The organism is Streptomyces viridochromogenes DSM 40736 (assembly GCF_000158955.1).
Lineage (GTDB): Bacteria > Actinomycetota > Actinomycetes > Streptomycetales > Streptomycetaceae > Streptomyces > Streptomyces venetus.
In genome coordinates, this window is the sequence record NZ_GG657757.1 from 4,982,815 (window position 1) to 4,994,446 (window position 11,632).

At 72.2% G+C, this 11,632-nt stretch carries 5 protein-coding genes and 4 pseudogenes; 6 read left to right on the top strand and 3 right to left on the bottom strand.

The window, feature by feature from the left end:
- Positions 1 to 70 precede the first annotated feature (70 nt).
- The gene (radA, locus tag SSQG_RS21945; protein ID WP_003992030.1) at positions 71 to 1,480 is read right to left on the bottom strand and encodes a DNA repair protein RadA; all 1,410 of its coding nucleotides are present in this window, start codon (positions 1,478 to 1,480) and stop codon (positions 71 to 73) included.
- A gap of 195 nt (positions 1,481 to 1,675) precedes the next feature.
- On the opposite strand from radA, the pseudogene SSQG_RS21950 reads away from it, so the two are divergent.
- Positions 1,676 to 3,408, top strand: a pseudogene (locus SSQG_RS21950) (BACON domain-containing protein).
- 8 nt (positions 3,409 to 3,416) lie between these two features.
- On the opposite strand, the pseudogene SSQG_RS21955 reads toward SSQG_RS21950, so the two are convergent.
- Positions 3,417 to 4,224 (bottom strand): annotated as a pseudogene (locus SSQG_RS21955) (hypothetical protein).
- A 71-nt stretch (positions 4,225 to 4,295) separates the two neighbouring features.
- Between SSQG_RS21955 and SSQG_RS21960 the strand changes: the two are divergent.
- The 4 genes and pseudogenes from SSQG_RS21960 (at position 4,296) to ilvD (ending at position 8,855) form a co-directional block, all read left to right on the top strand.
- Positions 4,296 to 5,226, top strand: a pseudogene (locus SSQG_RS21960) (Ppx/GppA family phosphatase).
- A 154-nt stretch (positions 5,227 to 5,380) separates the two neighbouring features.
- Positions 5,381 to 6,205: a sugar phosphate isomerase/epimerase family protein gene (locus tag SSQG_RS21965; protein WP_003992035.1), complete on the top strand. Its 825-nt coding sequence runs from the start codon at positions 5,381 to 5,383 to the stop codon at positions 6,203 to 6,205.
- Positions 6,202 to 6,871, top strand: a pseudogene (locus SSQG_RS21970) (TetR family transcriptional regulator). Before SSQG_RS21965 ends, SSQG_RS21970 begins: the two are co-directional and overlap by 4 nt.
- 130 nt (positions 6,872 to 7,001) lie before the next feature.
- Positions 7,002 to 8,855, top strand: a complete 1,854-nt coding sequence (gene ilvD, locus SSQG_RS21975) for a dihydroxy-acid dehydratase (RefSeq protein ID WP_003992037.1) — start codon at positions 7,002 to 7,004, stop codon at positions 8,853 to 8,855.
- 45 nt (positions 8,856 to 8,900) lie between these two features.
- On the opposite strand, the gene SSQG_RS21980 is transcribed toward ilvD, so the two are convergent.
- On the bottom strand, positions 8,901 to 11,030 hold the full coding sequence (locus SSQG_RS21980; RefSeq protein ID WP_039933374.1) for a protein kinase domain-containing protein: 2,130 nt from the start codon (positions 11,028 to 11,030) through the stop codon (positions 8,901 to 8,903).
- 189 nt (positions 11,031 to 11,219) lie between these two features.
- Here SSQG_RS21980 and SSQG_RS21985 point away from each other — a divergent pair, with 189 nt between their 5' ends.
- Positions 11,220 to 11,534 (top strand): SH3 domain-containing protein, encoded by a 315-nt coding sequence (locus SSQG_RS21985; RefSeq protein ID WP_003992039.1) that lies wholly within the window; start codon positions 11,220 to 11,222, stop codon positions 11,532 to 11,534.
- Positions 11,535 to 11,632 lie beyond the last annotated feature (98 nt).

The window sequence follows — 11,632 nt, forward strand, 5'->3', positions numbered from 1 at the left end:
GGTCGCAGGTTCTGGGACGCCCCCGTCTCGCACCCTCGGTTCGCACGGACGGGCGAGACCAGGGCAAAGTCTACCGGCGACCCTCCTCGTCCCGTGGGGCCTCTCTGCGACGGGAGCGCGGAAGGACCCGCAGGGCGTCCCCTATGTCCGCGACTTCCAGGACCTTCATGCCCGGTGGGATCTTGCCGGGGTCGCCCGGGACGAGCGCGTGGGTGAAGCCCAGACGGTGGGCTTCTGCCAGCCTGCGCTGCACTCCGGTGACCCGTCTCACCTCGCCCGCGAGGCCCACCTCGCCGATCGCGACGAGGTTCTTCGGGAGAGGTGTGTCACTGGCCGCGCTCGCCAGGGCGAGGGCGACGGCCAGGTCCGCGGCAGGCTCGGTGAGCTTCACCCCGCCGACCGTCGCGGAGTAGATGTCCCTTTTGCCCAAGGCGCTGATCCGCCCTCGCTGTTCCAGCACCGCGAGCATCATCGAGACCCGGGAGGTCTCCAGACCCGAGGTGGTGCGGCGCGGGGAGGGGATCTGCGAGTCGACCGTGAGGGCCTGGACCTCGGCGACCAGGGGGCGGCGGCCCTCCAGGGTGACGGTCAGGCAGGTGCCCGGGACCGGTTCGGCCCGGCGGGTCAGGAAGAGCCCGCTCGGGTCGGCGAGACCCGTGATGCCCTCGTCGTGCAGCTCGAAGCAGCCGACCTCGTCGGTGGTGCCGTAGCGGTTCTTGACGCCCCGGACGAGCCGGAGGCGGGCGTGCCGGTCGCCCTCGAAGCTCAGGACGACGTCCACCAGGTGCTCCAGCAGGCGCGGGCCCGCGATCGCGCCGTCCTTGGTGACATGGCCCACGAGCAGCGTGGACATGCCGCGTTCCTTGGAGGCCCGGATCAGGGCTCCGGCGACCTCGCGCACCTGGGCCATGCCGCCGGGCGCGCCGTCGATCTCCGGCGAGGCGACCGTCTGCACCGAGTCCATGATCAACAGGGACGGCTTCACCGCGTCCAAGTGGCCCAGCACCGCCGCCAGATCCGTCTCGGCCGCCAGATACAGGTGGTCGTCGATGGCGCCGATGCGGTCGGCGCGCAGCCGGACCTGGCTCGCCGACTCCTCACCCGTGACGTACAGCGTGCGGTGCTCGTCGCTCGCTGACTTGGCCGCCACGTCCAGCAGGAGCGTCGACTTGCCGACGCCCGGCTCGCCCGCGACCAGCACCACGGCGCCCGGGACGAGTCCCCCGCCGAGCACCCGGTCCAGCTCGGGCACCCCGGTGGAGCGGGCCGTCGCCCGGCGGCCGTCCACCTGGCCGATGGGCAGGGCGGAGGTGGTGACCCGGCCCGGCGTCGTCGTACGCACCGCGGGCGCGCCGTACTCCTCGACCGTCCCCCAGGCCTGGCACTCGGGGCAGCGGCCGAGCCACTTCGCCGTCTGCCAGCCGCACTCCGTGCAGCGGTAGGACGGACGGTCCTTGGTGGTCTTCGTACGGGCAGCCATGGACGAAACCGTAGCCGCCGGCACTGACAACGCGGGGACCGACCGGGACGGGCGTCTGTGCGCCAGGACGCGCCACCCTGCGCCAGCGGCGGAACATATGATTCCTGTCCCCTATTGAGGGATCGTTTCACCCGTACGGATTAAATGTGCTCAAGCCGCCAGAAGGTGACACTCCCGGCGCCCTACGGTCGCCGAATGATGAGCGGTACTCCGGAGATCTCGACCCGCACGGCCGGCGCGCACCGGGCGCACCGGGAAGCGCGTGACCGCGGGGCGGCACGCACACTGGTGCAGCGGCCGCCGACGCGCTACGAGCCCTACCTGGACGGCCTGTTCACCTACTGCCTGTCCGTGCTCTGCGACCACGACGCCGCGACCACCGCCCTGGGCGACGTCCTCGCGCTCGCCGAACGCCGCGGCCGGCACGTCCCCGCCGCCCCCGCCGACCGCAGGGCCTGGCTGTACGCGCTGGCCCGCTGGGCGTGTCTGCGCAAGCTGGCCGAGGCCAAGCAGAAACGTACGAGCAGCCACGCGGCGGGCCGTTCGCGGCACGCGGCCCGCCCGCCCGCCCCGGCCGTCTCCGAGGAGGTCCAGGAGCAGCGGCGGAGCGAACTGGCCCTGCTGGCCTGGCCGGAGGCCGCCGGCACCACACCGGAGCAGCGCGAGGCGCTCGAACTGGCCGTGCGCCACCACCTCGCCGCCCACGAGGTCGCCGCCGTCCTCGGCATGGACCTGGCCGCCGCCCGCGACCTGCTCGCCTCCGCCGCCTGCGAGGTGGAACGCACGCGCGCGGCCCTCGCCGTGGTCGAGACCGGTGCGTGTCCGAGCGTCGGCCACCTCGTCGGCGACGAGCGGCTCGTGCTCGGCACGGCCCTGCGCCGCGAACTCGTCCGGCACGTCGACGACTGCCCGCGCTGCCGCCGCACCGCCGAGCGCGCCATCCCCGGCCGCTGGCCCGGCACCAGCGTCACGCCCGCCGCGCTGCCCGTCCTGACGGCGCCCCGCGCGGACCTGCACGTCGCCATGGCCCACCCGCCACGCACGCGTGGCGCCGCACCCCGCTTCGACCGGCGCGGCTTCCCGATGGACCCCAAGGACCGCGCCGCCCGCCGGGACCGGCTGCGCGCGCGTGCCGTCACCACGACCGTCGTCGCCACCGTCGTGGCCGCCCCCGTGCTCGCCCTGTGGGCCGCCTACCGGGGCACCCCCGTCGGCGAGGGCCAGGACGGCCGCTCCGCCTCCGCGCTCGAGGTGGACGACCCGCTCGGCCTGGACGGCGAGATCGCGGGCGGCGGCTACGAGAACACCGGCAACGCGAGCACCAGACCCGGCCCGCGCTTCGACAAGGACGGCAAGGCCGATGTCTCCGTGGAGGTCATCTCAGTGGCGCGGGCCGGCAAGGGCACGGCCCGCCTGGAGGTCGCCGCCGGCCACAGCGGCGACACCACCCTCGTCACCCTCACCGCCACGGGCTCCGCCCCGGTCCGCCTGGTCCGCCGCCACCGGAGCCGACTGGCTCTACCTCAGCCAGTCCTCGGGAACCCTCCGGCCCGGAGAGTCGTTGACGATCAAGGTGTACGTCGATCATCTGCGTGAGCCCTCGGGCCCCTGGCACGCGCAGGTGGCGGTCTCACCCCGTCGGCGCGGTCGTCCGGATCGACGGCTACGGCACCGCGCCGAGCCCCTCCGACCCCGGCCCCCGCCCGGACCCCCGCCCCACTGTCCCGAGCGACCCGCACCCGTCCCAGCCCGACCCCACGCCCACGACCTCCGCCCCGGACCCGGATCCGACCACCCCGCCCGCCTCACCCGACCCGGACCCCACGGCCACGGACCCGGGCCCCGACGACCCGGACAGCCCGACCGACCCGGCGGACTCGGCGCCCCCGCCCCCGGAGGGCGAGGACCCGAGCCCGTCGACGTCGTAGCGTTCGCTCTAGACCGGATCCGCCGGATGCGGCGCAAGCAACGGCAGCTGCGAGGCCAGCCGCTCCTCGCACAGCTCGATCAGCCGGTCGTAAGCCGGCCTTTCCCCATCAGCTCGATCAGCTCCGGCCGGTAGGAGACCGTACACCGGCTCGCCCCGCGCCCGTGCGCCGACGTCGCCGAGGTGCACCACCAGTGCAGGGTCGTGACCGCCCCGGCCCCCCAGCCCCGCCGGTCGTACTCACCGATCGACACCTGGAGCACCCGCGTGTCGTCGGGCCGGTCGATCCACTCGTACGTCCGCCGCACCGGCAGCTGCCAGCACACGTCCGGCTTGGTCTCCCAGCGGCTCGCGGCCCTCCTTCAGGGCGAGGATGTGCAGCGAGCACCCGGCGCCGCCCGGGAAGCCCCGGCCGGTTCTGGAAGATGCACGAGCCCTCGAAGGGCCGCGTCTGCCGGTCACCGTCCTCGTCCTCGGAGACCCAGCCGTTCCTGGTGCCCTCGGCATGGTTCTGCCAGAGGTCCGGCGTGAGCCTCGCCACATGCCCGGCGACCCGCTTCTCGTCGTCCTCGTCGGAGAAGTGGGCACCCAACGTGCAGCACCCGTCGTCCGCGCGGCCGGCCTGGATGCCCTGGCAGCCGCTGCCGAAGATGCAGTTCCAGCGAGAGGTCAGCCATGTCAGATCGCAGCGGAAGACCTGCTCGTCGTCCGCCGGATCAGGAAACTCCACCCACGCACGGGCGAAGTCGAGGCCCTTCTCGTCGGGCGCCGCTGCACCCGATGATTTGTCGCGTTTCGCCTTTTTCGTCTTTGGCACGAGTCCAGGGTACGGGCCCTGTGCCCACACCGAGGACGGCGGACGCCCCTGCTGGCAGTAGCGTTCCGTACATGAGACTCGGTGTCCTCGACGTGGGATCGAACACGGTGCATCTGCTCGTGGTGGACGCGCATCCCGGCGCGTGCCCGTTGCCCGCACACTCGCACAAGGCGGAACTGCGCCTCGCCCAGCTCCTCGACGACGGCGCGATCGGCCCCCACGGCGTCGACCGGCTGATCTCGGTCGTCCAGGAGGCACTCCAGGCCGCCGAGGACAAGGGCGTCGAGGACCTGCTGCCGTTCGCCACCTCCGCCGTACGCGAGGCCCGCAACGCCGACGACGTCCTCGAGCGCGTGCGCTCCGAGACCGGCGTCGAGCTCCAGGTCCTCACCGGCGAGGAGGAGGCCCGGCTCACCTTCCTCGCCGCACGCCGCTGGTTCGGCTGGTCGGCCGGAAAGCTGCTGGTCCTGGACATCGGCGTTTTTCTCTTTGGAGATCGCCTACGGCATCGACGAGGAGCCCGACGCGGCCGCCTCCCTGCCCCTGGGCGCCGGCCGCCTCACCGCCGGCTGGCTCCCCGGCGACCCGCCCACCGCGGACGACGTCCGGGCCCTGCGCCGCCACGTCCGGACCGAGATCGCCCGCACGGTCGGCGAGTTCAGCCGCCTCGGCACCCCCGACCACGTCGTGGCCACGTCCAAGACCTTCAAGCAGCTGGCCCGCATCGCCGGCGCGGCCCGCTCCGCGGAGGGCGTCTACGTCCAGCGCGAGCTCAAGCGGGAGTCCCTGGAGGGCTGGGTCCCGAAGCTGGCCGGCATGACGGAGGCCGAGCGGGCCGAGCTGCCGGGCGTCTCGGAGGGCAGGGCGAACCAGCTCCTGGCGGGCGCCCTGGTGGCCGAGGCCGCGATGGACCTCTTCGGCGTCGAGCGCGTCGAGATATGCCCGTGGGCGCTGCGGGAGGGCGTGATCCTGCGCCGGCTGGATCACATGGGGTCCGCGTAGTGACCGTCTCACAGGCGCGGGGCCGTACCGCTGCGCGGCCCCGGCACGGGGACGTGACAAGCCGCGACGAATGCCGCACCCACCACGTGGCAATCACCACAACGGCGAAGAGGCCCCCCACGCCCTCCCCACCACACCCCGTAATCTGTCCTGCATGGCAGAGCCAGCCGTGAAGATCCCGGACGCGAAGGTCGCACTCTCGACGGCCTCGGTCTACCCGGAGTCGACGGCCACGGCCTTCGAGATCGCCGCGCGCCTCGGCTACGACGGAGTCGAGGTCATGGTCTGGACCGACCCCGTGAGCCAGGACATCGAGGCCCTGCGCAGACTCAGCGACTACCACCAGATCCCGATCCTGGCCGTGCACGCCCCCTGCCTGCTCATCACGCAGCGCGTCTGGTCCACCGACCCGTGGACCAAGCTCCAGCGGGCCCGCGCGGCGGCCGAGAAGCTCGACGCGAGCACGGTCGTGGTCCACCCTCCGTTCCGCTGGCAGCGCCAGTACGCCAGGGACTTCGTCGCCGGCGTCTGGCGCATGGCGAACGAGACGGACGTGCGGTTCGCGGTGGAGAACATGTACCCCTGGCGCTACCGCGACCGCGAGATGCTCGCGTACGCCCCCGACTGGGACGTGACGAAGGACGACTACCGTCACTTCACGATCGATCTCAGCCACACCGCCACGGCCCGCACCGACGCGCTGGACATGGTCGACCGCATGGGAGACCGCCTCGGCCATGTCCACCTCGCCGACGGCAGGGGCTCGGCCAAGGACGAGCACCTGGTGCCCGGCCGCGGCACCCAGCCCTGCGCCGAGGTCCTGGAACGGCTCGCCCTCACCGGTTTCGACGGGCACGTCGTCATCGAGGTCAACACCCGCCGCGCCATGTCGAGCGCGGAGCGCGAGGCCGACCTGGCGGAGGCGCTGGCCTTCACCCGCCTCCACCTGGCCTCGGCGGCGAAGGTGCCGAGGCGATGAACGACCACCCCCCGGTCAATCCCACGACCGGGCCGGGCACCGGCTCGGGCGGCGCCGCGGCACGGGCACCGCCGCCCGCGGCCGGGCCCGCCCCCCGCCGCGCCGAGTCGGCCGACACCCGGACAGCATCCCTCACCGCCGCCCCGCGAGGAGTTCTCCGAACGCGGCTACGAGAAGACGTCCGTGCGCGGCATCGCCAAGGCGGCCGGCGTCGACTCCGCACTCGTGCACCACTACTTCGGCACGAAGGAACAGGTCTTCGAGGCGGCGATCACCCAGTCCTTCGCACCCGCCATCGAGGCGCCGAAGGCCATCGAGGAGGGCCCGCTCGACGGCGTGGGAGAGCGCCTGGTCCGTTTCTTCTTCGGCATCTGGGAGAACCCGGCGACCCGCGCGCCCCTGCTCGCCATCGTCCGCTCGGCCGTCACCAACGAGACCGCGGCCGCCGTCTTCCGCAGGATCATCGCCACCCAGGTGCTGCGCCGCATCGCCGTACGACTGGACCTGCCGGACGCCGAGCTGCGGGCCGAGCTGGCCGCAGCCCAGCTCGTGGGCACCGCCATGCTGCGGTACGTCATCAAGGTCGAGCCCCTGGCCTCGGCGGACCCGGAGCAGATCGTCGCGCGGCTGGCACCGGTCGTACAGGGGCACCTGACCGGGCCCTGAGCCCCCGCACACGAGACACTCGTCCCGCATTCCGGACGCACCGTCCCGCCCACTGGATGACGGGCGTACGCTCGTTAGCAGTCAGAAGTCTCCGAAATCTCTGACGCCGTCTCTGAAGGAGCGAGCGACGATGCCCGAGCTGAGGTCCCGCACAGTCACCCACGGTCGCAACATGGCGGGCGCCCGCGCCCTTATGCGCGCCTCCGGTGTACCGGGTGCGGACATCGGCCGCAAGCCGATCATCGCGGTCGCCAACAGCTTCACCGAGTTCGTCCCGGGCCACACCCACCTCCAGCCGGTCGGCCGGATCGTCAGCGAGGCGATCGTCGAGGCCGGCGGCATCCCGCGCGAGTTCAACACCATCGCGGTGGACGACGGCATCGCGATGGGCCACGGCGGCATGCTGTACAGCCTCCCCTCCCGAGACCTGATCGCCGACTCGGTCGAGTACATGGTCGAGGCCCACTGCGCCGACGCCCTGATCTGCATCTCCAACTGCGACAAGATCACCCCGGGCATGCTGAACGCGGCTCTCCGCCTCAACATCCCCACGGTCTTCGTCTCCGGCGGCCCGATGGAGTCCGGCCGCGCCACCCTGGTCGACGGCACGGTCCGCACCCTCGACCTGGTCGACGCGATCTCCGACGCCGTCAACGACAAGATCTCCGACGAGGACATCCTCCGCATCGAGGAGAACGCCTGCCCGACCTGCGGCAGCTGTTCCGGCATGTTCACCGCCAACTCGATGAACTGCCTCACCGAGGCCATCGGCCTCTCCCTCCCCGGCAACGGCTCGGTCCTGGCCACGCACACCGCGCGCAAGCAGCTCTACGTCGACGCGGCCAACACGGTCATGAACATCACCCGCCGCTACTACGAGGAGGACGACGAGACGGTCCTCCCGCGCAACGTGGCCACCTTCGCGGCCTTCGAGAACGCGATGGCCCTCGACATCGCGATGGGCGGCTCCACCAACACGATCCTGCACCTGCTGGCCGCGGCCCAGGAGGCAGGCGTCCCCTTCGGCCTGGAGGAGATCGACGCGGTCTCCCGCCGGGTCCCGTGCCTGGCCAAGGTCGCCCCGAACGTCGCGAAGAACCGCACGTACTACATGGAGGACGTGCACCGCGCCGGCGGCATCCCCGCCCTCCTCGGCGAACTGCACCGCGGCGGCCTGCTCAACGAGGACGTGCACTCCGTCCACAGTCCGTCCCTGGCCGACTGGCTGAAGACCTGGGACGTGCGCGGCGGCTCCCCCTCCGCCGAGGCGGTCGAGCTGTGGCACGCGGCCCCCGGCTGCGTCCGCTCCGCCGAGGCCTTCTCCCAGTCCGAGCGCTGGGCGTCCCTCGACGAGGACGCCGAGGGCGGCTGCATCCGCTCCGTCGAGCACGCGTACTCCAAGGACGGCGGCCTCGCCGTCCTCAAGGGCAACCTCGCCGTCGACGGCTGCGTGGTGAAGACGGCCGGAGTCGACGAGTCCATCTGGACCTTCGAGGGCCCGGCGGTCGTCTGCGAGTCGCAGGAGGAGGCCGTCGAGAAGATCCTGCTGAAGCAGATCAAGGAGGGCGACGTCGTCGTCATCCGCTACGAGGGCCCCAAGGGCGGCCCCGGCATGCAGGAGATGCTCTACCCGACCTCGTACCTGAAGGGCCGCGGCCTCGGCAAGGCCTGCGCCCTCATCACCGACGGCCGCTTCTCCGGCGGCACGTCCGGCCTCTCCATCGGGCACGCCTCGCCCGAGGCGGCCGGCGGCGGCACCATCGCCCTCGTCGAGGACGGCGACCGCATCCGCATCGACATCCCGGGCCGCTCCATCGAACTGCTCGTCGACGACGCCGAACTGGCCCGCCGCGAGCAGGCGCTGAACGGCGTGTACGCCCCGAAGAACCGCGACCGCAAGGTCTCCGCCGCCCTGCGCGCCTACGCCGCGATGGCGACCAGCGCCGACAAGGGCGCGGTGCGGGACGTCTCGAAGCTGGGCTGAGCATCTCGTAGGGGCCGCCCCAGGCGCGGCCCCTACCCCCGTCCGCTACCAGGCGGACGGATCACGCCCGTCCACGGCGAAGACGGCGCCGTCCGGCGCACCGGTGTAGACATGGTCGTCCACGAGCACCGGCTCGGGAAGCGTGGCCGGAACCCGGTCCGACTGGTCGCTCAGCCGCGGTGAGGTCTGCCCGACGAGCTTGCCGCGCCGGGCATCGGCGGCCAGCAGCCGCCCGTCCGGAGCGGTCACGTACACATGCCGATCGTCCGCGACCGGCGTGGACCCCCGCACGATGCCCGTCTGCAGACTCCAGAGCTGCTTCCGCGCCTTCAGGTCGACGGCGACCAGCGCCCCACCGTCCGCCATCAGGTGGACGACGTCCCCGCGCACACTGCCCTGGACACTCTGCAGCGGAATGGGCAACGGCACGCGCACGGTCGTACGACTGTCCGGGCTGTACCGGACCACGGCCCGCGCCTCACCGCGCAGGGCGTCGACGGCCACGAACGCGACAGATCCGTCCACGGTCCCGACGGGCCGCACGTCCCCCTCCAGCCGCGCGTCCCACCGCACCTCGCCCCTGCCCGGGTCCACCGCGGTGACCTTCGTACTCGACCCGTCATCGGACACGGTCGCCGTGTACGCCAGTGGATCGCCCGGGAACGACACGAAGTACGGCACGGCCTGCCCAGGGATCCGGTGACTCCACTTCACGTCCCCGGAGGCGCTGTCCACGCCGGTGACCGTGCCATCGCCCGCGGTGAGCAGCACCGCCCCGCCCACGGCCTGCACCCCGCCGGACATGGACATGGCCTGCCGCCGCGCGACATCCCCCGAGTCCGGATCGAGCGCGGTCAACCGCGACCCATGGCCGAGCCCGGCCAGCACCAGACCACCCGACACGACCGGGACCCCACTCGGCGGCCCCTCGGCGGGAACCCCGTCCAGCCGGTGCTTCCACAGCAGACGCCCGTCCGCCGGATCCAGCGCGAAGACCAGCCCGGTCTGCGCACAGAGCAACTTCTCGGCCGCGTAGGAGCACTGCGGGGTGCCCCCCTTGGACACCGGCGTCGCCGTCCATGCCGTGAAGGCGGCAGCAGTGGTCCGCGGCGCGGTCACTTCAGGCGCCGGAGCGGGATCGCCGCCCAGCAACGGCACCGACGCGAGCGCACCGACGACGACCAGCCCGAGGGCACCGGCCCCGAGCGCACCCCGCTTGCCGATCCGCAGCCGGGCCCGCCACCCCGCGACCGGGGCGGCCTCGACCACCGCCGACGGCACATCAGCATCCACGACCGGCACCTCTTCAACCCGCTGCGCCGGGATGAACGCCTGCGTGTCGTAGGAGGCCGCCACCGACCGCAGTTCCCGCATCAACTCGTCGGGCGAGGGCCGGTCCTCGGGCTCCTTGGCGAGACACCGCAGCACGAGCGGCGCCAGCCCTTCCGGCACGCCCGTCAGTTCGGGCTCGTCATGCACGACCTGGTAGGCGACGACATACGGACTGTCGGAGTCGAACGGCCCCCGCCCGGTAGCGGCATGCACCATCACAGACCCGAGAGCGAAGACGTCCGCGGCGGGCCCCACTTCCCTCGGCCGCCGGAACTGCTCGGGCGCCATGAACGGCGGCGTACCGATCAGCTTCCCGGTCTCGGTCCGCAGCTCACTGTCCGTCGGCCGGGATATACCGAAGTCGATCACCTTCGGCCCGTCCTCGGCGAGCAGGACGTTGCTCGGCTTCAGATCCCGGTGCACGACCCCGACCCGATGGATGTCCCGCAGCGCCTCCGCGAGCCCCGCCATCAGCCGGCGCAACTGCGCCGGATTCAGCGGCCCGTTCCGCTTCACCTCCTGGGCGAGCGTCGGACCCGGAATGAACAGGGTGGCCATCCAGGGCCGTCCTGCCTCGGGGTCGGCATCGACGACAGGCGCCGTAAAGGCCCCGCTGACCCGCCGAGCCGCCGCCACCTCCTGCCGGAAACGCCCCCTGAACTCAGGGTCCTTGGCGAACTCCGGGTGCACGACCTTCACGGCGACCTTCATCCCGGAGGTGCTCCGGGCCAGATGCACGACACCCATGCCGCCCGAGCCCAGACACGACTCCAGCCGGTAGTGACCGGCGTATTCGGGAAGTTCCGCTTCCGGGCCCGTTCCGGCGTTTCGCTGTGGCGCCATTGGGACCGACCACCCCCGTGCCTTTTCGTCCGCGCGCGCGACGCACGGAGCCTAGTCGATGACTCGTACGAGACAGAGGCGGCTTGCTAGCCTCCGCGGGCGAGTCGCGCACAGGTGTTTGATCGCGTGACTCCGGGGAATCAACGGGACCCCATGGCAGCCATGGGGTTCAACGGGGGAGGTTTTGTCATGTCAGTCGAGCCTGTCGAAAAGGCCGAGCGCACCACACCGCTGGTCACCACGCTGGCCGCGGCCGCCACGTACTTCTCGGTCGCCCCGGGCGTCCGCCTCAACGTCCGCAGCGGCCCCGGCACCGGCTACCCGATCGTCAAGTCCCTGCCCGAGGGCTCCCGAGTGCAGATCCACTGCCAGACACCCGGCACCCAGGTCACGGGCCCGTACGGCACGACGAACATCTGGGACAACATCGCGAGCGGCCAGTACGTCTCGGACGCCTACGTGAACACCGGCAGCGACGGATACATCCGCCAGCGCTGTTCCTGACGCACTCGGCGTTGGGGCGGGGGCGTTGCGCGACCCGGCGTAGCGGGGTGCCAACTGCGCCCACCCTCCCCCAAGCTCTCGGCTTCGCTCGAGCAGGG

Excerpts from the sequence above, each read along its gene's own strand:
- radA (WP_003992030.1), bottom strand. The coding sequence starts at position 1,480 with ATGGCTGCCCGTACGAAGACCACCAAGGACCGTCCGTCCTACCGCTGC.
- SSQG_RS21965 (WP_003992035.1), top strand. The coding sequence starts at position 5,381 with ATGGCAGAGCCAGCCGTGAAGATCCCGGACGCGAAGGTCGCACTCTCG.
- ilvD (WP_003992037.1), top strand. The coding sequence starts at position 7,002 with ATGCCCGAGCTGAGGTCCCGCACAGTCACCCACGGTCGCAACATGGCG.
- SSQG_RS21980 (WP_039933374.1), bottom strand. The coding sequence starts at position 11,030 with ATGGCGCCACAGCGAAACGCCGGAACGGGCCCGGAAGCGGAACTTCCC.
- SSQG_RS21985 (WP_003992039.1), top strand. The coding sequence starts at position 11,220 with ATGTCAGTCGAGCCTGTCGAAAAGGCCGAGCGCACCACACCGCTGGTC.